This window comes from Amycolatopsis magusensis (assembly GCF_017875555.1).
GTDB classification, from domain to species: domain Bacteria; phylum Actinomycetota; class Actinomycetes; order Mycobacteriales; family Pseudonocardiaceae; genus Amycolatopsis; species Amycolatopsis magusensis.
In genome coordinates this window covers 4,585,101-4,609,116 of the sequence record NZ_JAGGMS010000001.1, presented here as the reverse complement: position 1 = coordinate 4,609,116, position 24,016 = coordinate 4,585,101, and the positions used below count along the sequence as shown (strand labels likewise).

Below are 24,016 nucleotides of genomic sequence, written 5' to 3'. Positions count from 1 at the left end.
TGCACTGATGCCGGACTCGGTGACCGGGCGGCCCCTCCTGCTCGGCGTGCTGCGGATCAAGGAACTGAGCATCCTGCTGGTGACGATCGCCGCGGCCGGGTACTTCACCGCGACCAGCGACGCGTTCAACTCGGCGGAGAACTACCAGACGATCGCGCAGTACGTGGCGCCGTGGGCGATCATCGCCGCGGGTCAGGTGATGCTGCTGATCTGCGGGGAGATCGACCTGTCCGCGGGGTTCGTGTTCACCCTGGCGCCGTTCACGCTGACGCTGTTCTCGGTCAACGGCGCGCCGCTGTGGCTCGCCCTGCTCGGCTCGGTGCTGCTGAGCACGCTGATCGGCGTGGTCAACGGGCTGATCCGGACCGTGCTGAACATCCCGTCGTTCATCACCACCCTGGGCATGGCCTTCCTGCTCCAGGGGCTGGTGCTGATCATCTCCGACGCCCGCCCGGTCAGCGCGCCCTCGGGCAATTGGCTGGTCGAGGTGTTCGGCGGGGCGGCGTGGTCGGAGTTCGCCTGGGCCGTGGTGATCGTCGCGCTGATGCAGGTGGTGCTCTCGGCGACCCGGTTCGGCATCCACACCCAGGCCGCCGGCGGCAACCCGGTGGGCGCCGCGGAGTCCGGTATCCCGGTCAACCGCGTCAAGATCGTCAACTTCGCGATCATCAGCACGCTGGCCGGGCTCGCGGGCATCCTGCAGGGCACCAGGGTCGGCTCCTACGACCCGACCAACGGCGGCTTCACGATGATGTTCTTCGCGGTCGCGTCGGCGGTCATCGGCGGCACGGCGCTGCTCGGCGGGTCGGGCACGGTGGTCGGCGCGTTCCTCGGCGCCCTGCTGCTCGGCATCGTGTTCGACGGGTTCAACCTGACCGGGGTCAGCGCGAACGCGTTCAACGTGGTGCTCGGCGCGGCGATCCTGCTCGCCATGGTGCTCAACGTGTCGCTGTTGCTGTTGCGCAAACGCCTCGGATCCCGGGAGCTGTCATGAACCAGGACCAGCCCGACGTGATCAGGGCCGAGCACGTGAGCAAGCGGTTCGGGCCGGTCAGCGCGCTCAGCGACGTCAACCTGCACGTGCGCCGCGGCGAGATCCTCGGGCTCATCGGGGACAACGGCGCCGGCAAGTCCACCCTGATCAAGATCCTCACCGGCTACCACCAGCCCGACGGCGGCCGCCTGCTCTTCGACGGCGAACCGGTCACGCTCAAGTCGGTCGTGCACGCCCGTTCGCTGGGCATCGAGACGGTGTTCCAGGATCTGGCGATGGTCAACGACCTGCCGGTGTACCTGAACCTGCACCTCAACAAGGAGCTGGTGCACAAGCCGCTGCCGTTCCTGAAGCGCAAGGAGATGCGGCGCCGGGCCAGGGAGGCGCTCGACTCCATCGGCATCGACATCCCCTCGGTCACCGCCGAGGTCGGCATGCTCTCGGGCGGTCAGCGGCAGGCCATCGCGGTCGCGCGGTCGGTGTTCTCCGACGCGAAACTGCTGCTGCTCGACGAGCCGCTCGCCGCGATGGGCGCCAAGGAGAGCGGCCTGATCCTGCGGCTGCTCGACGAGCTGAAGCAGCGCGGCGACCTCGCGATCATCCTCATCGCGCACAACTACGGCCAGATCGTCGACGTCTGCGACCGGGTCAACCTGTTGCAGCACGGCGAGATCACCTTCGACCGGCCGTCGCGGGACACCTCGGTGACCGAACTGCTGGAGCTCGTGCACGCGGAGTACCGGCTGCACCGGAACTGAACGGTGGGAAAATAACCGCAATTCCTGGAATTGCGCGGGTTTCCGGACTGTCCATTCGGTACTGAGAGCTGAATCACGGGTATTCGTCGCGGGAGGCATTCCCGGGTTATCGTCGATCGGCGCCGCTCTGGTCGCGCCTCGAGGAAAACCTTTAGCCCGAACGGATTCCAGTGACCACCGACACGGCGCCCGCTGTGGCCACCTCCCCTGCGCCCAGCCGCCGCCCGCGGCCCTTCGCGGCATTGTTCGGTTTGGCTTTGGCGACCATCATCTGCGCGCTGGCAATTCCTTTCGCGCCGGTGTCCGCCGAACAGGTCGAGGTGAGCTGGCCGCAGCAGGGGGCGCGGGCGGAGTCGACGGTGGCGATGTTCATGCCCTACCGGCCGCTGTCCCTGGACGTGACCGCGAGCTGCGCGGCGGCGGGCGAGCGCGGGCGCACGGTGTTCTCCACCTTCCCGCCCGGTGACCAGCACGGGCAGCGGTGGGGCCTGTCGCTGGCCAACCTCGACGGCACGCTCGTGCTCACCGTGGACGGACAGCAGGTCCCGCTCGGCACCCCGCCCAGCGCCGCCTGCACCTACACCTTGCACGCCGATGGGCAGCAGCTCGTCGCCACGCTGGACGGCCGCGAACTGGCCCGCCGGGACGCGCTGGTACCGCAGGTGGTCGCGTTCGTCACCGAGACCTCGGAGGTCTCGGCCAAGGCCAAGGCGGACGCCCGCTTCCAGACCTCCCCCACCCCGCTCAAGCTCGGGCTGATGATCGCCTGCGCGCTCGGGGTGGCCGGCTGCGCGGTGCTCGCGTTCACCATCTGGCGCGGCGGCCCGCCACGGCCGAAACGTCGCTGGGGCACGGACGCCGCCTGGAGCGCGCTGGCCGCGGTCATCATCGGCGGGTGGGGCGTACTGGCCCCGCAGACCGTGGACGACGGCTGGTTCCTCGGCATGCACCGCAACTTCGAAGCCGCCGGGTACGCCGGCGACTACTACATGGCCCTCAACGCCGCCGAAACCCCGGCCGTCCTGCTGCACCACCTCTTCGCGCCGCTGTTCGAGCTGTCCTGGTCACCGCTGATGACCCGCATGCCGTCCCTGCTGGCCGGGTTCGCGATCTGGCTGCTGCTGCTCGGCATCGTCCGCCTGCTCCCGCTGCACGTCCCGCGCTGGCTGCTCGGCGCCGCGTTCCTCGTCGCCTGGATGCCCGGCGGGGTCGGCCTGCGCCCCGAGCCCTTCATCGCCCTGTGCACCGCCGCGGCCGCCTACACCGCCCTGCGTGCGCGCGTCACCGACCGGCCGGCCTGGCTCGTTCTCGGTGGCCTGGCCACCGGCCTGTGCCTGACCATCACCTCCACCGGCTTCCTCGCCGCGATCCCCGTGGCACTCGGGCTGCTGCACGCCTGCCGCCACCGTGTCCCCCATCGCGTGACCCTGGTCCTGGCGACGCTGGCGGCGGCCGCACTCGCCGCGCCGATCGCCTTCGTCGACTCCGGCATCGGCGGCTTCCTCGACTCCGCGGGCAGCCGCTACTGGCACGGCGCCAGCTCCACCTGGTACGACGAGTTCGCCCGCTACCAAACCCTGCTCTGGCCCGGCATCAGCCCCGAATTCCTCTTCGAGCAGCACCCGTTCCGGCGCCTGCCGGTCCTGCTCGGCATCGCCATCCTCGGCATCGTCGTCGTGCTGCGCCTGCGCACCCGTCACGGCGGCGTCTTCACCGGCCCGGCCGGGGTGCCCTTCGCCTGGCTCGGCCTCGGTTACGTCGCCCTGATCTTCACCCCCAGCAAAGTGGTCTCCCACTTCTCCGCCCTCGCCGCCTTCACCGCCCTCGCGATCGCCATCGGCCTGGCCGCCCTGCCCCGCGCCTTCGCCACCGAGCACACCGGCTGGGCGGTACGCGGCGGCGCCCTGTTCGCCGTCCTGCTGCTGACCAGCCTCACCTGGTACGGCACCAACTCCTGGTTCGCCTACGCCGCACTCGGCATGCCCCGGCCCGACGAACCCCTGCTCGACGGCTGGCTCGCCCACCCCGTGGTCCTGCTGCTCGCCGCCGCTGCCCTGGCTCTGCCGTTCCTCCGGCGAAGGCCCGACCCCGCCCCGGCCGTCGTCCGCCTCACCGGCTGGTCCGCGCTCACCCTGGCCACCGCCACCGTGCTCCTGATGCCGGTGCTGACCGCCGGGCTGCTCGCCAAGGCCGCGCTCAACCAGCACCAGCGCGGCCAGTTCTCCGGCCCCGCCACCATCGCCGCGGGTACCTGCGGTCCCACGGCGGCGAGCGGGCCCGTGCTCGTCGACTGGCCCATCGCCTTCTGGTACCCGTGCACCCGCCTGCCCGCACTGGCCGACGGCCTGCTCGAACCACCGGTGTCCGCGATCGCCGCCCCACCCGCCTACCGCTACGCCGGCGACCTCACCCGCCGCCACGCACCCCACGGCGGCGCCTTCGCCCCCATGGGCCCCGTCGCCACGTACACCGAACTCCCCGGCGACCCCGCACTGGGCACCCGCTACGAGGTGGCTTACCGCTACCCCACCGGGCGCTACACCGTCACCACGACGACCACCACCCACACCGGCTGGCACCGCGAAACGCCCTACACCGACCCGGACTACCTCGGCCGCGCCGATCCCGCCACCGAACTGCACCCCGGGCAAAAACAAGAATAGTTTTCACGCACGCCCGCTGAGCATCGGCGCGCGAAATAGCAAACGTTTGTCTCCACTCGCCGGACCACTCGCCGCACAGCGAAAATGTCACTCCATGGAGTCATGAAACTCCACGATCCCGTGGTGGGCGGTTATAAAGGACGGATCGCCGCGGCTGGTACATGCGGCCGACGGTGCCCACAATCGCCCAGACCGAGTGGAGCTGCGAGAAGAGTGAGCGTTACAGGAGAGATCACCGCCCTGCTGACCGAGAAGTTCGGTGTGGAAGCGAACGCCGTGCACCCCGAGGTCTCGCTGCGCGGCCTCGGCATGGATTCCCTCGCGCTGGAGGAACTCCGGGTGCTCGTCGAGGAACGCCTGCTGGTCGATCTCGAGGACGTCCAGCTGACCTCGCGGGAAACGGTGGGCCAGCTGACCACGCTCATCGACGAGAAGCTCGCCGCGTGACGCGGGGACAGCCGACGGCGGCGGTGACCGGACTGGGGTTGATCACCGCGGCCGGGGTCGGCGCCGAGGCCGCCTGGCAGGGCGTGACCCGGTCCGGCGCACCCACCGCGGTGCGCCACCGGGAGGAACTCCGCGACCTGCCCTGCGATTTCATGTACACCATCGACGACCTCGACACCGCGGCCCTGCTGGGCGTGCCGGCGTTGCGGATGATGGACCGGTTCACGCAGCTCGCGGTGCTGGCCGCCCGGGAAGCGGTGGCGGACGCGGGTCTCGACACCTCCGTGTGGGAATCGGACCGCGTCGCGGTGGTGATCGGGTCCGCGCACGGTGGTCTTCCGTTCTACGACGAGCAAAGCGCCGTGCTCGCGGAAAAGGGTGCCCGCCGCGTTTCGCCGAAACTCGCGCCGATGACCACGGTCAACAGCGCCGCCAGCAGCGTCTGCATGGACCTCGGCGCCCGCGGGCCGAGCCTGTGCGTCTCCACGGCGTGTTCGTCCGGCACGGTCGCGATCGGCACCGCCCTGCAGATGCTGCGGTCCGGCGCCTGCGACATCGCCATCGCCGGCGGCGCCGAATCCGTGTGCTCCCGGCTGCTGATCTCCAGCGCCTGCCAGCTGCGGGCGGTGTCCACCCGACGCGACGCGCCCGAGGCGGCGTGCCGCCCGTTCGACGCCGACCGCGACGGGTTCGTGATCGGTGAAGGCTCCGGCCTCGTCGTCCTCGAACGACCCGAACACGCCATCGCGCGAGGAGCCCGCATCCGCGCGGGAATCGCGGGATACGGCGCTTCCAGCGACGCGTACGCGGCAGTGGCCCCCGAGCCCGAGGGTGAAGGGATCGAGCGCGCACTGCGGACCGCGCTGGACGACGCGGGCGTGTCACCGGCCGACGTCGGCCACGTCAACGCGCACGGCACGTCCACCGTGATGAACGACCTGATCGAGGCCACCGTGCTCGAACGGGTCCTCGGCGACCGGCCGCTGGTCAGCTCGACCAAGGCGATGACCGGGCACGCGCTCGGCGCGGCGGGCGGCATCGAGGCCGCGCTGACCGTCCTGGCCCTGGAGCACCAGCTGGTGCCCGCGACGGCCAACCTGCGCACCCGCGACGTCCGCATCCCGATCGACGTGGTCGCCAAGGAAGCCAGGCCCGCCACCTTCGACTGCGCCGTCAAGACCTCGATGGGCTTCGGTGGCCACAACGCCGCGCTCGTCCTCACCAGGAGTTGCTGAACCCCATGCACGACGAAGTCATCCGCGACCTGTCCACGGGCCGGATCCGGTACCGCTACCGGCTGCTCCGGCAACCGGAGCCGCGGACCGAGCCGGTGGTGGTGATCGGCGGCGGGCTGCAGGGCATGTACGGCTGGCCCCACATGGAGGACCAGCTCACCCCCGTGGCGAGCCTGGTGACCGCGGACCTGCCAGGGATGGGCGGCGCGGACCCGCTGCCCGCCGACGAAGGCGCCGAACTCATGGGTGCCGCGCTCGACCAGATCATCGACGACCTCGGCGTCCCGCAGATCAACCTGTTCGGCTATTCCTACGGCGCCGAACTCGCTTTCGGCTGCGCGCAACGCCGACCGCACCGCATCGCGCGGCTCGCACTCGGCGGCGTGGTCTCCCACACCAGCCCCGAACAGCTGAAGCAATTGCGCCGGGCGGCCGAACACCTGGCGAACGGCGAACACGAGCAATTCGCCACGGTCACCGCGGAAATGCAGCTCTGCCTCGACGAGGACCGGCACGTCCCGCGACGCGAACTGGTCTACCGGTACGTCCGGCGCTCGATGCTGCACGGCGCGGTCCACGTGCCGCACCTGATGGATTACCTGCAGCGTTCCCTGATCAGCGGCCCGTCCTTCGACGGCGGCCTGTCCGGGGTGCCGTCGCTGGTGTTCACCGGCGAGCACGACACCATCACCACCCCCGAACGGCAACGTGAATTCGCCGCCACCATCGAGGGCTGCGAATTCGTCACCATCGCCGACGCCGACCACTGGGTGGTGCTGGAACGCTCGGCGGACGTGGCCGATCTGGCGTTCCGCTTCTTCACCGGCGAGCCGCTGGACTCCGCGCCCTACCTTTCTCCAGCAATTCTCCCCGGTGTTGTGGGGTAAACGGCCGTCACCCCGGAGCCGTGCGCGCGATAGTTTCGCCTCCACCCGGCGTGGAGGGAGCCCTGTGCCTGACGAACACCGGATCGCGCGCACCTACACCGAACTCGGCCGGGCCATGCGGTCGATCCGGATCAGCGAAGCCGACCCGAGCGGCGCGGTCCGGATAACCGTTGACGCGCAAGGGAAGCTGATCGACGTGGTGACCACCGGCCTGCTCGCGCGGTTACCGCCCGAGCGCGTCGGTGAAGTGGTGCTCGACTGCGTACGCCGGGCGCAGGCCCGGATCCCCGGCGAGGTGTCCGCGCTGGCCAAACGGATCATGGGTGGTGACGACGCCGAGCACATCGCCACCACCCTGCGCGGCTGGTTCCCCGACGCGCCCGGCTGACCGGTGGCTCACTGCGGTTCGGGCACCCGCTGGAGCACACCGGCCGGCCGCTGCACCGGGACCGGGCGCATCGCCGCCTGGAACGGCTGCGGCCGGGTGTCGGTCAGGCCGAGCAGGTGCGCGAGGGCGGCTTCGGTCCGCTCCGCCGCCCGCCCGTCGCCGAAGGGGTTGCCGCGTGAGGCCATCGCGGCCGCGGCGGCGGGGTCGTCCAGCAGTGCCCCGGCGGTGGCCAGGATGCGTTCTTCGTCCGTGCCCACCAGGATCGCGCAGCCCGCCTCGACCGCTTCCAGGCGTTCGGTGACGTCCCGGAGCACCAGCACGGGCACCGAGAACGTCGGCGCCTCCTCCTGGATGCCGCCGGAGTCGGACAGGACCAGCGTGCTCACCGCGAGCAGCCGGACCAGATCGGCGTATTCCAGTGGCCCGGTGACCAGCACGCGTTCGCAGCCGCGCAGGGTGTTCTCCACCTGGGCGCGGACCGCCGGGTTGGGGTGCGCGGGCAGGACCACCTCGATGTCCTCGTGGGTACGGACGAGCGTCCGCACCGCACGCAGCACCCGGTCCATCGGCACGCCCCAGGATTCGCGGCGGTGCACGGTGACCAGCACGACGCGCCGCCGCCCGGACAGCGCTCGACTCTCCACATCGGACAGTCGTGGCTCGGCGTAGTCCCGAGGGCGGGCGGTCATCGCGTGCACCGCGTCCACCGCCGTGTTCCCGGTGACCACCACGCGCGCCATCGGGATGCCCTCGTTGTCGAGGTGGCGGGCCGCCGCCGGGGTCGGCGCCAGGTGCAGCGTGCTGGCGATGCTGACGAACCGCCGGTTCGCCTCCTCGGGGAACGGCGCGGACAGGTCGTGCGAGCGCAGCCCGGCTTCGAGGTGCACCACCGGCAGGCGGTGCCAGAACGCGACCAGCGCGGCGGCGAAGGTGGTGGAGGTGTCGCCCTGCACCACCACCGCGGCCGGGGGCCGCCGCCGCCACAACGCGTCCAGCGCGGGCAGGACGTGGGCGAAGAACTCGGGCTGGCTGCCGACCGTGCGCCGCACGGGCAGCTCTTCGTCGGGCGCCATGCCGAACACGGCGAGCGCCTGGTGGACCATCGTCGGGTGCTGCCCGCTGGCCACCACCACCGGCCGCAGGCGCCCGCGGCGGCGCAGGGCGGCGGCCACCGGGGCGATCTTCAACGCCTCCGGCCGGGTGCCGACGACGAACTGGACTTCGGGCGGAGTTCTTTCCTGCACGGGGAAGTTCACACCTCGTTCGGTGTTCTGGCGGCACCGCGCGTGGCCAGCGCCAGCCCGGCCACCGAGTCGGCCAGGCCGACGCTGGAGTTCCAGCTGGTGACGTCGGGGTAGACGTGTGCCGTGGTGGCCAGCAGCAAGCGGGTCCCGGGAACCGCCACGGGCGGGCGCCGGGTGAGGTAGCCGAGCGGGTAGACCGGCTCCACGAACGGCGCTTTGAACACCCTGACCTCGGCGATGTCCTCCCGGGTCAGCGGAAGGCCAGCGTACAACCGCAGCAACTGCCCGGTCCAGCGCTCGGCGATGGCCGCGTCGTCGTCGGCGAACAGGGCGGAACCCCGGTCGGTGTACCGCATGGCGTAGGCGAGGTACCGGCCGTCGTAGGCCGCTTCCCCGGTCAGTTCGGTCATTTCGACGACGCCGTCGAATTCCGCCGCCGAATGCAGGACCGGTGTCCAGTAGTGCCCTTCCAGCGGCCGCCGCAGGAAGAACAGCACGTTCACCACGCCCTGGTAGGCGAGCCGCGTGGTCGGCAGCCGCTCGGCCAGTTCCGGTTCGGCCAGCCGCCGGAGCTGGGGCAGCGGCACGGTGGACAGCACCCGGTCGCAGTCGATGACCTCGCCGCCCGCCACGGTGACCCGCATCGAGTCCTCGTCACCGGCGATGCTCCCCACCGGCGTGGACAGGTGGATCCGCCCGCCGTTCGCCTCGATGGACGCGTGCAGCGCGTCGATGATCGACTTGTACCCGCCCGCCGGATAGCCGCGGGTGGCGACGTTGCTCTCGCGGCCGAGCCGCTGCCAGAGGTACAACGCGGGCACGTCGGCGAAGGCGGCGCCGAACTTCGACCCGAACATCGGCACGAACAGCTTTTCCCAGATGACGTCGCCGTACAGATCGCGCAGCCAGTCCTCGGTGCGCGTACGGTCGAGGTCGCGGTGGCGGCCGAGGTGGCGCAGCAGCAGGGAAACCACGCCGAACCGCAGGCGCTGGAGCAGCGTCAGCGGGCTGAACCGCAGCAGGTCCAGCGCCGAGTTGAACGGGTAGCGGTCCTCGCCGAAGACCATGCCCATGCTGGTGCGGCGCCAGTCCACCTCGTCACGCAGGCCGAGCCGGTCCAGCAGGCCGAGCAGGTGGTCGTCGGAAGGCATGATGCAGTGGTAGAAGCGTTCCACCCACCGCTCGCCCATCGGGAAGAAGGTGCCGAGGCCACCGAGCTGGTCGCTGCTTTCGAGCAGGGTCACCGAGGCGCCCGCCTCGGTGAGCCGGTGGGCGGCGGCCAGCCCGGTGATGCCGCCGCCGATCACCACGACGTCGCGTTTCGAGTTGTGCATCAAGTCCTCAGGGTCTTCAGCGTCGTCAGAGGGTGCGGTACGGGGGCGGGGCGAGCCGGTCGCGGGCCATCAGGCGCAGGTACTGCAGCACCGTGCGGCCGATCTTGAGCTTGCTGGCGCCCTGCTTGCGGTCGTAGCGCAGGCGCAGCGGGACTTCGCTGATCACCGGGCGGCAGTACCGCAGTTTGATGAGCAGTTCCACCATGCAGGCGAACCCGCGTTCCTCGATCAGCCGCTCGCCCCAGTGCTTGCTGGCGCGGTCGAGCAGGCTGACGCGGTAGGCCCGGAACCCGCTGGTGAAGTCACGCACCCCGTCGACCCCGACGACGTGCCGGAACAGCACCGCCGCGCCACGGGAGAGCGCGCGCCGGTAGTTCGGCGCGGTGGTGTCGTCGCCACCCTCGGCGAACCGCGAGCAGATGGCCAGGTCGGCTCCGGCGGACAACGCCGAGCGCAGCACCGGGACCAGTGCCGGGTCGTGGGTGTCGTCGGCGTCCATCACCACCACGAAGTCGTCGCGCCTGGCGTCTTCGAGCACCGCGCGCAGTCCGGAGTGGACGGCCTGGCCGAGGCCGAGGTTGATCTGGTGGCGCACCAGCCGGACGTCGAGACCGGGCACGCCGGCGAGGGCGACCTCGGCGGTGTCGTCCGAGGAACCGTCGTCCACCACCCAGACGACCAGCTCACCGGTGTCGGTGACCGAGGCCAGCCGCCGCAGCAGCGCGGGCAGGGAAGCCGCTTCGTTGTACGCGGGCAGCACCACGTGCGCGGTACCGCGGACCTCCGTCCCGGCCCGGCCGCCCGGTAGTGCCACTTTCTGCCATTGCGTGCGCACGCTCGACTTCACTCCTCGGATTTCTCACCGGTGGCTTGCAGGGCACCGGCCACGTAGACTTTCCTTCGGCGGTCCCACGCCTTTTCTTGATCGCCACCACCGGAAAGTGGACGGCAGAAGTCGTTCACCAGCAATTCCGGAAATTGACGTACATCAGTACGAGTGAATTACCATCCACAAGCCCTTTGCTTTTCCGGCAGGATGTGCAACCAGCCACCCGAGTAAGCTTCGCACATCATTTTCCGACTCGCGGCTTTGTTCGTCCTTGAATGACCATCGAAAGGATCTGCCGGAATGCCGTTCGCCTGGTACCGCGTCGAAGCGGTGGCGCCTGTGGAACCGCGGCGCGGGGCCGCCACCGGGAACTCCCCGGGAGGTGCCCGGTGACCCGGCTCAGCCCGGTCCGCCCGCCGCTGCTGGCGGCCGGGCCGCGGTTGCCGCGCCCGCGCGGGAACCGCCGTGAGCTGTCGTGGTGGCAGCTCGCCACCGAACGCGTCAACGCCGTCGCGGTGCTGCTGGCGGTGGTCGATGTCGTGGCGGTGGTGGTGGCCGCCGGGGTGGTCACGCCGTCACCGCGGTGGGGGCTGCTCACCGCGGGGCTGCTGCTGGGCATCCGCGCCTGCGGTGGCCTGTACCGCAAGCGGTTGTGGTTGTCGTGGCTGCACGACGTGCCCCGCTCGGCCGGCACCACGGCCGTCACCCTGGGCCTGGTCACGGTGCTGGCGCTGGGCACCGGCCGCGAAGACGGCGGGCCGGTCGCCGCGCAGTGGATGGTGCTGTTGTTCGCCGTGCTCAGCGAACCCGCGCGCCTGTGCGTGCTGGCGATCGGCCGCTGGGGCCGCCGCCGCTTCGGCCGCGGTGACCGGTCGATCGTGGTGGGCGGCGGGAAGGTCGGCGCCGAACTGGTCCGGACCATGCAGGCGCACCCCGAGTTCGGCCTGAAACCGATCGGGATCGTCGACGACGACCCGGCCATCGACCGCGAACTGCTGCCGGTCGGGCTGATCGAGGGCGACCTGCCGGAGGTGATCACCCGGCTGCGGGTGGGCACGGTGGTCATCGCCTTCTCCCACGCCCAGGACCCGCCCATCGTCGACGTCGCGATCGCCGCGCACCAGCAGGGCTGCACCACCCTGGTGGTGCCGCGGATGTTCGAGCTGTATCAGGACGGGCGCGATGTCGAGCGCCTGCGCACCTTCCCGCTGATGCGCCTGGGCACCGCGCCGACCGTGCGGCCGAGCTGGTGGCTCAAGCGCCTGGTCGACATCGTGCTGGCCACCGCGGCACTGGTGGCGCTGGCCCCGGTGATCGCCTGCTGCGCGGTGCTGGTGCTGCTGGAAAGCGGGCGCCCGGCGTTCTTCCGCCAGACCCGCGTCGGCCTGGGCGGGCGCACGTTCGTGCTGTTCAAGTTGCGGACCGTCCGGCCGGGCGGTGAGGATGACTCGCAGACGCGGTGGTCGGTCGCCGGTGACAGCCGGGTGGGGCCGGTCGGGGGTTTCCTCCGGCGCACTTCGCTGGACGAACTGCCGCAGCTGTGGAACATCCTCCGCGGCGACATGTCCATAGTGGGGCCACGCCCGGAACGGCCGGGGTTCGTCAGGGAGTTCTCGGCGATCCACGACCTCTACTGGGCGCGGCACCGGGTCCCGGCGGGGTTGACGGGTTTCGCGCAGGCACAGGGTTTGCGCGGCGACACCTCGATCGCCGACCGCGCCCGGTACGACAACTACTACATCGCGAACTGGTCGCTGTGGCTGGATCTGAAGATCGTGCTGTTGACGGTGGGTGAACTCCTCAGGCGGAGGAAGAATTGAACGAAGGCCGGACCGGACGGCGGGGCACGCTGTGGCGAGCCGTCGCCCTGTTGACCATCGGCGTCCTGTTCGGCTGGGCCGGCCACGACGTGCTCGACACCCCGGACCCGACGCCGCTCCCGGCGGCGGCTCCCGGCCTGCCCACGAGTCCGCCGCCGTCGTCCACCACGAGCGCACCCGCGTCGCGGGCGGCGGCACCCTCGCCCGAACCGGCGCCGCCCTGCGCGTGGTGGTACGCCATCGGCGATCGCCCCACCGACGCCGAACTGGAGACCGCGGCGAAGCGGTACAAGGTGGTGGTGCTCAACGCCACCGAGACCGCGGCCATGAAACGGCTGCACGAGCTGAACCCGCAGCTTTCGGTGTTCGTCTACAAGGACCTGTCGAGCACCCGCAACTACCCCGGCGCGGTCGAAGGGGACAAGGACGCGCCGTACCTGCCGTCCGGGATCGGCTACAACTTCGCGCAACGCGAGCACCCCGGCTGGTTCGCCGTGGACACCTCGGGCAGGCGCATCGAGTGGAACGGGTACCCGCGGCACTGGCAGATGACCGTCTGGAACGCCGACTACCAGCAGGCGTGGACCAAGGCGGTGACCGAAGAGGTGGTCCGCGAAGGCTGGGACGGGGTGCTGGCGGACAACGACTTCCACACGCTCAAGTACTACTCCCCCGCCGTGCTCTCCGGCACCGCCAACGCCGAGGAGACCGACGAACTGCTGCGCAAAGGGCTCGACGAGCTGATGTCCGTGGCCGGGGAATCCCTGGCGAAGGCCGGGAAGCAGATCGTGCCGAACGTGTCCGAGACCCACCTCATCCCCGGCCGGTGGACCGCGCATTCGCGGTTCGGCGGGGCCATGGAGGAGAACTTCGGCTTCCGCGACGACGGCGGCTCCGGGGAGTTGCTGACCTTCCAGGGCAACGAATGGCAGGAGCTGCGGGCGCAGGCGGCGCTCGGCGAGTCGTGGCTGCTGCTGATCACCAGGGTCAAGAGCACCCGCGAGGAACGCGCGGGGTACGCCAGCGCGGCGATGCTGGCCGGGCCCAGGACCTGCTGGATGCCTGCGTCCACTCAGGACTACACCAAGCCGGAGTGGTCCGAGTTGCACGAGTCCGGGCTCGGCCTGGCGATCGAAACGGCGACCCGGCAGCCCACCGGGGTGTGGGCACGGGAGTTCACCAACGGCTGGGTCGCGGTCAACCCCACCGCGGGGACGGTGCCGATCACCCCTCCCGCAGGCATGGCGCGGCTCGACGGCACGCCGGTCAGCCAGGTCGAGCTGCCCGCCGCCGACGGTGTGGTGCTGACCCGGGTGAAGACCCCGCCGTCGTCGTCCTCTTCCGCTCCTCCTTCGCCGCCCAGCTCGGGCGGTCCGGCCAAGACGACCCCGCCGGTGCCGTCGGTGACTCCCTAGCGCGTGTCCAGAATGGACTGGTACAGCTCCAGGTGACGCCGCGCGCACACCGCCGGGTCGAACTTCACGCGGGCGGCTTGGGCGAGGGCGTGCCCGGTCCTCGCCGGGTCCGGGTCGGCGAACAGATCACGGAGCCGAGCGGCCAGGTCCGGGACATCGCCGGGCTCGGCCAGGTACCGCGTGGCGCCCGGGGCGTCCAGCATGTCCGCCACCCCGCCGGTGTCCGTGGCCAGCACCGGCTTGCCCGCCATCATCGCCTCGGCCACCACCAGCGGCTGCTGTTCCATAGTGGACGGCAGGACCAGCGCGTCGGCCGCGGCGAGCTGGGCGGGCACGTCGGAGCGGAACCCGAGCACGTCCACCCGCCCGGCCAAGGGCGACTGGGCGGCCGCTCGTTCCACCTCCGCGCGCTGGGGCCCATCGCCGACGATGGTCAGCCGCGCGTCCGCCGGCATGGTGCCCGGGGACGCCAAAGCTCGCAGCAGGTCGAGCACGCCCTTGCGCTCCACCAGCAGGCCGACGAAGAGCAGGTGCCGCACGGGTCCGACCGGCGGCAGGCACGGCAGGGGTTCGACGCAGTTGTCGATGTGCCGCAGGCGCTTCGCCGGAACCCGGAGTCGCGTGTGGAGGAAGTCGCCCATCGCCGCCGCGGGGACCAGCGTGTGCCGCACGGTCCGGGCGACGACCGCGTCGGCCGCCAGCACCACCCTGGTGTAGGGCGACGGCGGACTCGCCGAGGGCTCACCGCGGAACCATTCTTCGGAGACGTCGTCCGGTACGCCGTGGTAGGTGTGGACCACCGCCGCCGGGCCGCCCTTGCGCCGGGGCAGGCTCGCGCTGACCAGCCCGGCGCGGCGGTCCTGGGCGTGCACCACGTCGGGCCGCCAGGCGTGCAGCACCGCACGTGCCCGCCGGCCGGCGGCCAAGTCTCCCTTGCGCGGGACGGAGATCTCCTCGAAGTCGCCGTTCAGCAGCTCCGCTCCCCGCGCGGGCGGCGGGCCGAAGACCCGCACTTCGGCGGCATCGGACTCGGTCAGCGCGGTGGCCAGGCGCACGGTCAGGTCCACCGGGCCGCCCCGGTCCTGGGTCAGCAGGTAGGCGATGCGCGGGCGGCGGTTCACCGGGCCGCCGCCCCTTCACCGGCGACCTTTTCGGCCAGGGTGGCGGTCTGTTCCGCCATCCGCCGGTGGTCGAACAGGTTCACCGCGCGTGCCCTGGCCCGGCGCCCTTCCGCGGCGGCGAGCCCGGGATCGGCCAGCCGGGCGGTGATCCCCTCGGCGAGCGCCGCCAGGTCACCGGGCGGTACCACCGTGCCGGTGTCACCGACGCTTTCCCGCACCCCGCCGACGTCGAAGGCGACCACCGGGCGAGCGCACGCCATGGCCTCCAGCGGTACCAGCGCCATGCCCTCCGCCCGCGAGGGCAGCACGACCACGTCGGCGGCGGCGTAGAAGTCCGCCGCACGATCCCCGTGTCCCCACCACAGCACCGACGGGTGCCCGGCCACGGGATGGTTGTCGCGCCACGCCTGGCCCAGCGGTCCCGCGCCGACCAGCACCAGCCGGGCGTCCGGGACCTCGGCGAGCACCGACGGCCAGGCGGTGAGCAGCTGGTCCTGTCCCTTGAGGTGAGCCAGCCTGCCCACGCACACCGCGGTGGGCGCGGTGACCGGGAAGCCGAGGCGGCGCCGGGCGGCGGCCCTGGCCGCGGGGTGCAGGCGCTCGGTGTCCACGCCGTTGCACACCACCTCGGCGGGCGCGGCCACCCCGGCGGCGCGCCCGGCGCCGAGCTCGTCGTCGCTCACGCACACCAGCTGGTGCGTCCACCTCGACGCGAACGCCTCCCAGCGCAGGCAGATCCGGCGCAGCGGGCCGCCCGCGGTCTGGAAGGACCACAGGTGCGGCTGGAAGAGGGTCGGCAGGCCACCACGCAGGGCCAGCCTGCCCGCCAGCCCGGCCTTGGAACTGTGCAGGTGCACCACTTCCGGCTCGAGCTCGCGGAGGATCCGGCGCAGGCGCAGGGTTTCCCGCGCGAGCCCGGGCCCGGGCGCCCGGGTCGCGGGCCACGGGTGCACCTCGATGTCCCGGCTGCGCGCCTGCTCCACCAGCCACCCCGAAGGCGGGCACACGAGGTCGACCTGCCAGCCGCGGGCCCGCTGGTCCTCGGCCAGGCCCAGGACGACCGCGGCCACCCCGGCATCCACCGGCTGGGTCACGTGCGTGATTCTCACCGTCGTCCTCCAGAAGTCGTGTGGCGCAGGTCGCGCAGTTCACGGACGGCACCGCGATGGGCGGCCAGCGAGACCGCGGTGTACCCGAGCAGCAGCACCACGGCCGCCACGCAGCTGCCGGTGATCGAAGTCGGCGGGCCGAAGAACCCGGACCGGTCGAGCAGCACCACGCCACCACCGGCAACGAGTCCCGCCAGCACCACCCGCGCGGCCGTGCCGCCGAGTTCGGGCAGCGGCTGCGCCAGGTCCAGCCGCACCAGCGCCCACCAGGTGACCGGCACCAGCAGCCAGGCGGCCACGGCCTGCGCCACGGCGGCGGCGAGCACCCCGTGGCGGGTGAGCAGCACCAGCATGACCACCAGCACGAGCAGGTGACCGGCCTGCAGCGCCAGGTAGAGCCGCGTCCGCCCGGTCGCCCTGATCGCCTCGTACCAGCCGTGCAGCAGGCTGATCGCCAGGCCGTAGAAGCACAGCGCGACCAGCGGTCCGGCGGCCGGGGCCCACCGCTCGCCCAGCAGCACCACGCGGTCGCCGAGCACGGCGGCGAGCAGGTACAGCCCGCCGGTCAGCACCAGCACCGCCCGGGTGAACCGGGAGACCGCCGTGGGCAGTTCCTCGCGGCAGCCGGTGCGGATCAGCTTGCTGTAGACGGGAAAAGCCACCGCACCGAGCACGATCGCCACGGTGATGTAGGGGACCCAGGCGATCCGGTAGGCCAGTGAGTACCGGCCCACCGCGTCCGCGCCGAGCAGGTGCCCGAGGAGCAGGTAGTCGACGTTCACCAGCAGGATGGCCACGATCGCGGCCGGGCCGACCACCGCGATCCAGCGCACGGCCTCGGTCACCGCCGCCGGTTCCCACCGGAAGCGCACCCGGACGCCCACGAGCACGCCGAGCACCGGCTGCGCGACCGCGGCACACAGCAGGCCGAGCACCAGCGCCCGCGGTCCGTCGCCGAGTGCCGCCAGCACGACCGTCACCGCCGCGCCGAGCACCGCGCCACCGGCGTCCGGCAGCAACCGCTTGCGGAAGTCGAGATCCCGGTGCATCAGGCCCATCTGCACGCCACCGGCCGCGGAGAACGGCAGGCTCAGCGCGGCGAGCCCGAGCAGGGGTGCCGCGGCGGGAGCGCCGAGCGCGGCGGCGGCCGGTTCCGCGACGAGCAGGACCACCACGGCGAGCGCGCCTGCGGTCCCCACGCTCAGGGTGAGCACGGTGCCCGCCATCCGCCGTGGCTCGCGTTCGGTCCGGCTGATCAGGTCGTAGACGCCCATGGACTGCACGACCTGGCCGATGTTGACCACGGCGACCACCAGGGTCACCACGCCGAGTTCGCCCTCGCTGAACCACGCCGCCAGCACCAGGGTGACCAGGATCTGGCTGGACTTGCTCAGCAGGTTCACCAGGCCCAGCCACAACGACCCCCGCACCGCGGCGGCGGCCAGCCGGTCGTTCACGCGGCGACCTCGTGCGGCGCGGCCTTTTCCCGGGCACGCCGGTGCAGCCGCAGCCCGAACACCGCCAGCGCGAGCCAGGCACACACCACGGCGAGACCGTCCACGGTGACCGCCGCGCGCTCACCGAACACCGCAACCAGGGCCACGTCGAACACGTGCAGGTGCGCGAACGGCACGATCGACGCCACCACCGCGACCCCGAGCAGACCCCAGCCGGGTTCACGCCGCCGTCGCCACCACACCACCGCGGTCAACGCCAGCGCGGGCACCGCGATCAGGATGTCGCCGGGCTGGTGCACCACGCAGACCACCACCGCGAGGCCGACGAGCAGGTCGGCCACCGCCCCGGCGTCGGGATCACCCAGCCGGTCCAGGCGGCGCACCAGCACCGCGCTGACGGCGAGGACTCCCACGAGCGCCAGCAGTTCCCCGCCGGGCAGCAGGAAACCCGTGGCGCGGAACAACACCGCGGGAAGGTCGATGCGCTGGGCGGTCACCGAATCGACCGCGCCGTAGCTGGTGCCGCGCGCGTGCACGAGGTTCGCCACGATGGTTTCGGCGAACGGCCCCACTCCACCGGCGTTCACCACGAGCAGCACCAGCACCGGCAGGCTGGCGACGGCCGCGGCGAGCGTGCCGTACCCGGCCACCTTCCGGGAACCGCGGCAGCACAACAGGATCGTCAACGGCAAGCCGAACTGCGGCTTCAGCCAGGCGAAGGCGAGCGCCGCGGACGCCCACCGCGGATGGCTCTCCCGCACCAGGAGCGCGCCCGCCGCGCCGACCGCGACCAGCGGGTTCACCTGCCCCACGTAGAGCTGCGCCTTGCCGACCTGGCTGCTCACCAGCAACGCCGCCGGGACCGCGGTACCGACCACCATCGGCACGTACGGGCGCAGGCGGACGGCGGTCAGATACGCCAGCGCGACCAGCAGCAGCAACGAGACCACGGCGAAGGCCACCGCGCCCACCCGGTAGCCGGGCAGCGCGAACGGCAGGTGCAGGGCCAGGTGGTAGGGCTGGTACAGGTTGAAGTCCTGGCGGACCGGCCACTGCGCGAACATCGCGGCCGGGTGGTACGGATTGCCGCCGTCGAGGAACTCCCGGATCGGGAAGTACAGCGCGTCGCGGAAGTCCTGCATGCGTTCTTCGGCTTCGTTGGCCGTGGTGGGCAGCGGCACCTCCTGGGCCGGGCGCAGCGCACGCCAGGCACCGAAGACGCCGACGGCCAGCGCCAGCAGGGCGAGCACGCGGTGGCGCACGGTCATGCCAGCACCACCGCGACGAGGATCGAGTCGCCGGGCAGCACCCCGGCCGCCGCGGTCAGGGCCTCCTGCTCGCGGCCGGCGGGCGTCAGCACCACCACCGCGGTACCCGCCGGGGTTTCGTGGTCCGCGAGTTCACCGCATTCGCTGCCGAGTTCCTTCGCCCGGACAGCCAGATCGGCGCTCAGCGGCAGTACCCGAACCGGGCGTTCGGCGGCTTCCACGAGCAGGCCGAGCCGTTCGGTGACCGTGGGATCGTCGTCGTGCAGCACCGGTACCGGCCGTCGCAGGCCCGCGGCCGCCAGCGCGTCACGCACGGCACGCTCGCCGGCCGATCCGCCCGGGCGCAGGGCGCGGTACGCCATCGCCGCCGCGAGTCCCGCCGCCGCGGCCGCCGCCAGTGCCAGGCCGGTCGCCAGCAGCCAGTCGGGCTGGACGAGGGCGACCTCGGGCCGTTCGTCCAGCAGGCGCAGCCGGCCGACCGGGGCCAGCAGGTCGGCGTCGATCATCGCGGTCGCGACGGCCGAGGCGAGCCCGGCCGCGGTGGCCTCGGCAGGCGCGTGCACCGACAGCCTGGCCATCCCCGAAGCCGGGACCAGTTCGACCGAAACCGCCTTCGCGACCTCGTCCGGCGTCGGCGAGCCAGGCACCTTCGCCGTGGCCGCCTGCAACACCGAAGGGCTGCGGGCGAACTGCGCCAGCGCGGGCAGGGTGAGGGAGACGACCTCGCCGTACTGGGCTCCCCCGGTCGGCACGGCCGGGTCCTGCCCGGTCACCGGACCGGCGAGCAGCGCGATCCGCCCTTCGTACGTCGTGTCCCGCAGTCCGGCGGCCAGCAGCACCGCCGCGCCGACCAGCACCGCCACCGTCACGCCCACCGCGAGCAACCGCACGGTGTCACGGCCCAGCCGGCTCATCGGCGGCCGCCGAGCAGGTCCGAGCGCAGCAGTTCGTCGTAGGACTCCATCAGCGCGTCCGGGTGGTACTCGCGCCGGATGGTCGCCAAGCCCGCGGCGGCGGCGCAACTGCGCTCGCCGGGGTCGTCCAGCATCTTGCGCAACGCCTGGGCCACCGCGTCCGGTTCGCCCGGCGGGACCAGCAGGCCGCCGCCCGCGCTGAGCACCTCGCGCACCCCGTCGACGTCGGTCGCCACCACCGGCCGCTCGGCGGCCAGCGACTCGAGCAGGGCGATGGGCAGGCCTTCCCAGTCACTGGTCAGCACGGTGACGTCCGCCGCGGCGAGCAACGCGGGCCCGTCGGTGCGATCGCCCAGGAACCGGACCCGGTCGCCGAGGCCGAGGTCCGCGCTGTGCTCCAGGAGTTCCTCACGCAGGCTGCCGTCCCCGGCGATGAGGAGGATGGCGTCCCCGCTGACCTTCGCCCAGGCCTCCAGCAGCACGTCGTGGCGCTTCTGCGGTTCCAGCCGGGCCAGGCAGAGGGCGACCGGCACCCCGGCAGGCAGCCTGAGCGACGCGCGGACCGCCTCCCGCGAGTCCACTTCGGACGGCAGCGCGACGGCGTTGCGGATCACCTTCGGGCGGGGCAGCCCGGCCGAGCGCAGCCGCCCGGCGATCACCGGGGCCACCGCGACCACCACGTCGGAGGTCCGCCGGAGGATCCGGGCCGAGGTGCGGTAGTCGGCTTCGGCGACGCCGTGGAAGACCGTCAGCAGCGGCACCCGCTGCCCGATGATCGCCAGTTTCGCCGACACGCTCGCCGAAACGTTGTGCGCGATCACCACGTCCGGCCGGAACTTCCGGACCGCGGTTCTCGTCAGGCGGGCGGCCCGGAGCACCCCGCCCGCCGTCCGCCGCGCGATGGGCACGGTGAACAGCGGAACCCCTTGGGCGCCCAGCGCTTCGGCTCGATGACCGCCGCCGCTGGCCACCCCGGAGGTCCAGCCGAAGCCGGGTCCGCGGTGGACCATCTCACCGACGAGGGCCTCGGCTCCCCCGGTACCCATCTCACTGATCACGTGCAGGACGCGCATGTTCAACCGTTTCTCTTCGCCGGGTCATCAGTTCGGCCGCGCACGCCAGCGCGACCACGAACCACAGGGCCAGGTAGTACTGCTGGGACAGGAAGATCGAAGCCACGAGCACGGCGAGCAGGCTGGCCTGCAACGGCACCACCAGCCGCCGGTCCGCGCCGTGACGCAGGGCGCGCTCGGTGGCGAGCCCCGCCACCGCGAGCACGCCGAAGAAGGCGAGCAGCCCGGGCAACCCGAGTTCCGCGCCCACTTCGAGGTACATGTTGTGCGCCACCGGGGTCTGCTCACCGATCTCGGCCAGCCGCGACACCGGGGTGTACTCGCTGCGGAACCCGCCCGGCCCGGTGCCGAACACCGGGCTGTCCGCCAGCATCCGCGCGGCGACCTGCCAGCGCAGTTCGCGGGTATCCACATTGGACTGGGCGATGAAGGCCTTCTCGCTGCTCGCCCTGGCCAGTTCGGTGCCGGAGAACCAGGCGGCCACCGCGCCGAGCCCGAGCACCACCGCGCCCACCCCGGCGAGCACCCGCACCGGCACCGCACGGCGGGCCACCAGCCAGATCGTCGCGGCGAGCAGGGCGAGACCGCCGCCGCGGGAGAACGTGGCCGCGGCACCGGCGATCAGCACCACGGCCGCGAGCACCGCGACCGCCCGCCCGCGCCGCCGCTCCTCCGGGACCAGCGCGACGACCAGCGGTACGGCCGCGACCAGTACGTAGGAAAGGTCGTTCGGATCGGTCATCGGCCCGCTGGCCCGCGTCCTGCCTTCGACGACCAGGCTGTACAGCGCGCCCCCGCCGGCCACCACCGCCCCGGCGACCGCGGCGGCGAGCAGCGCCCGGATCGGCACCTCGCGCGAGACCAGGTCGATCAGGATGACCGTGGTCAGCACGAACGGCAGCCAGCGCAGCGTGTAGGCCAGCGCGAACGGCTCCGCCACGTGCACCGCGGCGGCGGCCAAGACCGTCGCGGTGAGCACGAGGAGGACCAGGTGCACCGGGTGCGGGACCGGTGCCTGCCGCGCCCGGACCCGGACCACGGCCCAGACCACCGCGAGCAGCACCACCGGCACCTTCGCCAGGTGGGGGTGCACGGCGATCAGGTAACCCTCGACCGGGGCGAGCGCCACCGTCGAACAGGCCAGCACGCGGAGCAACCGCGTGCCGGTGCCGGCGTCGTTCATGCCCCGGCTGCCAGGCACCCGGAATCACGCACGCGGGCGACCCCGCCCACCTGCAGCCGCGCGACGTGCGCACCCACCCCGGCGAGTTCGAAGTGCCGCCGCAGTTCGGCCAGCACCCACTGCAGCAGTTCGACCTTCCGGGCACCCCGCAGTCCCATGCCGGGGAAGAACTCCAGGCCGGGTGCCTCCGAACCGTCGAGCACGTCCGTCGGGTGCAGCAGCAGCGACGGGGTGACCCCGCGCAGCAGGCACAGCCGCAGGGCGGTGGCGAAGTACCGGCGTGCCAACCGGGGCGAAGCTTCGTACAGGCGGAGCAGGTAGGTGCCGTGGAAAGGCAGGCGCAGCAACGGCATCGTCGTCACGGGGAGTTCGACCAGCCGGGCGTGGTCGCCGACGCGCCAGCGGTAGGCGCCGACCGGCGCCCGCACCTGGGAGAAGCCGCCGAACAACTGTTCCTGGCCCTCGTCCGCCGATTCGACGCCCCGGTTGTGGTACGCCCGGGCGAGCGGGCCGATCCAGGTCGGCAGCGTGCTGGCGTCGTAGGCGTAGCCGCGCTCGTCGAGCATCCGCACGAGGTCGCTCGTGAGGCTGTATCCGGGGCCGCGGAAGCCCTTCGGCCGGGGCGCGCCCGCGGCGACGATGGCGTCCTCGGTGCGCACGAGTTCCGCTTCCAGCCGCTGCCGGTCGTAGCGGTGCAGCCAGGGTTCGTGGGAGTAGGAGTGGTTGGCGACCTCGTGCCCGGCGGCGGCGATCGCGGCGACCGCACCGGCCCCGTCGTCGCGCACCACGTCGGCACCCACCACGAAGACGGTGGTGGACAACTGGTGCTCGCCGAACAGCTCCAGCAGTCGGGGCACGGCCGTGCCCAGGTAGCTCGGCCGGTCCTCCCAGCGGGAGTCGCCGTGTGTCTTCAGGTAGGCCCAGAGGTTGTCGAGGTCCAGCGAGACGCTGGCCACCGGTCTGGCGGACGGTTCACCCGGCACTGACGGCCACCCCCGTGCGGGTCTCGCGGAGCGTGCCCAGCGCCAGCACCCCGGCCACCACCAGCGCCAGGCCGAGGGTCACCCACCACTGCCGCCCGGCCGCGATCCGGTCGCCCAGCGCGGCGATCCCGGTCACCGACGCGAGCACCACCGTGGTGGCGTCCATCGAAGCCACCATCGAGGTGACCGAACCCGTGCGCAGCGCGAGGGCGAGCGCCGCCTGACCGACCACCGCGGACAACACCATCAGCCAGGCCAAGGGGTGCAGCGGCACTTCGAGGAGCGGCTGGTCGGCCACGGCGCGGCTGATGATCGCGACCATCGAGAAGGCGACCCCGGCGAGCACCGCGAGCAGCAGCGCCGGGCCGGAGCGGGACAGGTACACCACGGCCGCCGCGCAAGCCAGCAGCACCGCCAGCAGGAGCACGCCCAGTTCCGGTGAGATTTCCCGCGCCTGCGAGGTTTCCGACGAGCCCGCGAGCAGCACCAGGCCGCAGGCCATCACCACCAGCACCCCGACCTCGAGCCGGCGCAGGCGCCAGCCCAGCACCACGGCCCCGAAGATCGCCGCCACGCCGACCGCGGCCGACGAACCCGCCTGCACGAGGTACAGCGGCAGCGAGGCGCGGGCGAAGTAGGCGAGCACGAAGCCGCCCGCCTGCCCGGCGAAACCCAGCAGGTACAACGGATCCGACAGCAGCCGGGCCAGGAACCCGAGCCGGGAGTCCACGCGGTCGCCGGTCCGGCGAGCGGCCAGCCCCTGCGCGACGATGCCCAGCGCGTACATCGCGGTGCACAGCGCGAGAATCAGATATCCGAGCATTCCACTCCCTAGTCCGGCCAGCAGAAGTGTAAGCAAGCCGAATCGGGAAACCTTTCGAGCGAACCCGCAAA

General features: G+C 72.1%; 21 protein-coding genes. 9 read left to right on the top strand and 12 right to left on the bottom strand.

Going from position 1 to position 24,016, the window contains the following annotated elements:
* Positions 1-7: 7 nt before the first annotated feature.
* The 7 genes from JOM49_RS20725 to JOM49_RS20695 all read left to right on the top strand — a co-directional run bounded on the left by JOM49_RS20725 (position 8) and on the right by JOM49_RS20695 (position 7,372).
* Positions 8-994, top strand: coding sequence for an ABC transporter permease (locus JOM49_RS20725; protein ID WP_245369395.1), 987 nt, complete (start codon positions 8-10; stop codon positions 992-994).
* Positions 991-1,752, top strand: coding sequence for an ATP-binding cassette domain-containing protein (locus JOM49_RS20720; RefSeq protein ID WP_209665917.1), 762 nt, complete (start codon positions 991-993; stop codon positions 1,750-1,752). The genes JOM49_RS20725 and JOM49_RS20720 overlap by 4 nt, the downstream gene beginning before the upstream one ends.
* Before the next feature lie 299 nt (positions 1,753-2,051).
* The gene (locus JOM49_RS20715) at positions 2,052-4,415 is read left to right on the top strand and encodes an arabinosyltransferase domain-containing protein (protein WP_209665916.1); all 2,364 of its coding nucleotides are present in this window, start codon (positions 2,052-2,054) and stop codon (positions 4,413-4,415) included.
* 213 nt (positions 4,416-4,628) lie between these two features.
* A complete protein-coding gene (locus JOM49_RS43065) occupies positions 4,629-4,862 on the top strand; it encodes an acyl carrier protein (RefSeq protein ID WP_282773868.1) in 234 nt (77 codons plus the stop codon).
* Positions 4,859-6,097, top strand: coding sequence for a beta-ketoacyl-[acyl-carrier-protein] synthase family protein (locus tag JOM49_RS20705; RefSeq protein ID WP_209665914.1), 1,239 nt, complete (start codon positions 4,859-4,861; stop codon positions 6,095-6,097). Before JOM49_RS43065 ends, JOM49_RS20705 begins: the two co-directional genes overlap by 4 nt.
* Before the next feature lie 5 nt (positions 6,098-6,102).
* Positions 6,103-6,984, top strand: a complete 882-nt coding sequence (locus JOM49_RS20700) for an alpha/beta fold hydrolase (RefSeq protein ID WP_209665913.1) — start codon at positions 6,103-6,105, stop codon at positions 6,982-6,984.
* A 64-nt stretch (positions 6,985-7,048) separates the two neighbouring features.
* A complete protein-coding gene (locus tag JOM49_RS20695) occupies positions 7,049-7,372 on the top strand; it encodes a YbaB/EbfC family nucleoid-associated protein (RefSeq protein WP_209665912.1) in 324 nt (107 codons plus the stop codon).
* An 8-nt stretch (positions 7,373-7,380) separates the two neighbouring features.
* On the opposite strand, the gene wecB is transcribed toward JOM49_RS20695, so the two are convergent.
* The 3 genes from wecB to JOM49_RS20680 are packed head-to-tail and all read right to left on the bottom strand — an operon-like array spanning position 7,381 to position 10,785.
* Positions 7,381-8,616 (bottom strand): non-hydrolyzing UDP-N-acetylglucosamine 2-epimerase, encoded by a 1,236-nt coding sequence (gene wecB, locus JOM49_RS20690; RefSeq protein WP_209665911.1) that lies wholly within the window; start codon positions 8,614-8,616, stop codon positions 7,381-7,383.
* 8 nt (positions 8,617-8,624) lie between these two features.
* A complete protein-coding gene (locus JOM49_RS20685) occupies positions 8,625-9,950 on the bottom strand; it encodes an FAD-dependent oxidoreductase (protein ID WP_209665910.1) in 1,326 nt (441 codons plus the stop codon).
* Positions 9,951-9,975: 25 nt separating this feature from the next.
* On the bottom strand, positions 9,976-10,785 hold the full coding sequence (locus JOM49_RS20680) for a glycosyltransferase (protein WP_308158807.1): 810 nt from the start codon (positions 10,783-10,785) through the stop codon (positions 9,976-9,978).
* Between the two features lie 383 nt (positions 10,786-11,168).
* Between JOM49_RS20680 and JOM49_RS20675 the strand changes: the two genes are divergently transcribed.
* Positions 11,169-12,599: a sugar transferase gene (locus tag JOM49_RS20675; protein WP_282774532.1), complete on the top strand. Its 1,431-nt coding sequence runs from the start codon at positions 11,169-11,171 to the stop codon at positions 12,597-12,599.
* A complete protein-coding gene (locus tag JOM49_RS20670; protein ID WP_245369394.1) occupies positions 12,596-14,014 on the top strand; it encodes a putative glycoside hydrolase family 15 protein in 1,419 nt (472 codons plus the stop codon). Before JOM49_RS20675 ends, JOM49_RS20670 begins: the two co-directional genes overlap by 4 nt.
* Here the strand turns inward: JOM49_RS20670 and JOM49_RS20665 are convergent.
* The 9 genes from JOM49_RS20665 to JOM49_RS20625 are packed head-to-tail and all read right to left on the bottom strand — an operon-like array spanning position 14,011 to position 23,945.
* Complete coding sequence (locus JOM49_RS20665; RefSeq protein ID WP_209665908.1) at positions 14,011-15,135, bottom strand: glycosyltransferase family 4 protein; 1,125 nt, start codon at positions 15,133-15,135, stop codon at positions 14,011-14,013. The two genes, JOM49_RS20670 and JOM49_RS20665, sit on opposite strands and share 4 nt — an antisense overlap.
* Positions 15,132-16,229 carry a glycosyltransferase gene (locus JOM49_RS44075; protein WP_308158806.1) on the bottom strand — a complete coding sequence of 366 codons (1,098 nt, stop codon included), beginning with the start codon at positions 16,227-16,229 and terminating at the stop codon, positions 15,132-15,134. Before JOM49_RS44075 ends, JOM49_RS20665 begins: the two co-directional genes overlap by 4 nt.
* An 11-nt stretch (positions 16,230-16,240) precedes the next feature.
* Positions 16,241-17,701: an oligosaccharide flippase family protein gene (locus tag JOM49_RS20655; RefSeq protein WP_209665906.1), complete on the bottom strand. Its 1,461-nt coding sequence runs from the start codon at positions 17,699-17,701 to the stop codon at positions 16,241-16,243.
* Positions 17,698-18,969 carry a glycosyltransferase 87 family protein gene (locus JOM49_RS20650; RefSeq protein ID WP_209665905.1) on the bottom strand — a complete coding sequence of 424 codons (1,272 nt, stop codon included), beginning with the start codon at positions 18,967-18,969 and terminating at the stop codon, positions 17,698-17,700. The genes JOM49_RS20655 and JOM49_RS20650 overlap by 4 nt, the downstream gene beginning before the upstream one ends.
* Positions 18,966-19,883, bottom strand: coding sequence for a YveK family protein (locus tag JOM49_RS20645; RefSeq protein WP_209665904.1), 918 nt, complete (start codon positions 19,881-19,883; stop codon positions 18,966-18,968). Before JOM49_RS20645 ends, JOM49_RS20650 begins: the two co-directional genes overlap by 4 nt.
* A complete protein-coding gene (locus JOM49_RS20640) occupies positions 19,880-20,956 on the bottom strand; it encodes a glycosyltransferase (RefSeq protein WP_245370667.1) in 1,077 nt (358 codons plus the stop codon). Before JOM49_RS20640 ends, JOM49_RS20645 begins: the two co-directional genes overlap by 4 nt.
* Positions 20,931-22,139, bottom strand: a complete 1,209-nt coding sequence (locus tag JOM49_RS20635) for an O-antigen ligase family protein (protein WP_209665903.1) — start codon at positions 22,137-22,139, stop codon at positions 20,931-20,933. Before JOM49_RS20635 ends, JOM49_RS20640 begins: the two co-directional genes overlap by 26 nt.
* The gene (locus JOM49_RS20630) at positions 22,136-23,122 is read right to left on the bottom strand and encodes a polysaccharide deacetylase family protein (RefSeq protein ID WP_209665902.1); all 987 of its coding nucleotides are present in this window, start codon (positions 23,120-23,122) and stop codon (positions 22,136-22,138) included. Before JOM49_RS20630 ends, JOM49_RS20635 begins: the two co-directional genes overlap by 4 nt.
* The gene (locus tag JOM49_RS20625) at positions 23,112-23,945 is read right to left on the bottom strand and encodes a DMT family protein (protein ID WP_209665901.1); all 834 of its coding nucleotides are present in this window, start codon (positions 23,943-23,945) and stop codon (positions 23,112-23,114) included. Before JOM49_RS20625 ends, JOM49_RS20630 begins: the two co-directional genes overlap by 11 nt.
* Positions 23,946-24,016: the final 71 nt, after the last annotated feature.

Excerpts from the sequence above, each read along its gene's own strand:
- JOM49_RS20725 (WP_245369395.1), top strand. The coding sequence starts at position 8 with ATGCCGGACTCGGTGACCGGGCGGCCCCTCCTGCTCGGCGTGCTGCGG.
- JOM49_RS20720 (WP_209665917.1), top strand. The coding sequence starts at position 991 with ATGAACCAGGACCAGCCCGACGTGATCAGGGCCGAGCACGTGAGCAAG.
- JOM49_RS20700 (WP_209665913.1), top strand. The coding sequence starts at position 6,103 with ATGCACGACGAAGTCATCCGCGACCTGTCCACGGGCCGGATCCGGTAC.
- JOM49_RS20685 (WP_209665910.1), bottom strand. The coding sequence starts at position 9,950 with ATGCACAACTCGAAACGCGACGTCGTGGTGATCGGCGGCGGCATCACC.
- JOM49_RS20650 (WP_209665905.1), bottom strand. The coding sequence starts at position 18,969 with ATGACCGTGCGCCACCGCGTGCTCGCCCTGCTGGCGCTGGCCGTCGGC.
- JOM49_RS20645 (WP_209665904.1), bottom strand. The coding sequence starts at position 19,883 with ATGAGCCGGCTGGGCCGTGACACCGTGCGGTTGCTCGCGGTGGGCGTG.
- JOM49_RS20640 (WP_245370667.1), bottom strand. The coding sequence starts at position 20,956 with ATGCGCGTCCTGCACGTGATCAGTGAGATGGGTACCGGGGGAGCCGAG.
- JOM49_RS20635 (WP_209665903.1), bottom strand. The coding sequence starts at position 22,139 with ATGAACGACGCCGGCACCGGCACGCGGTTGCTCCGCGTGCTGGCCTGT.
- JOM49_RS20625 (WP_209665901.1), bottom strand. The coding sequence starts at position 23,945 with ATGCTCGGATATCTGATTCTCGCGCTGTGCACCGCGATGTACGCGCTG.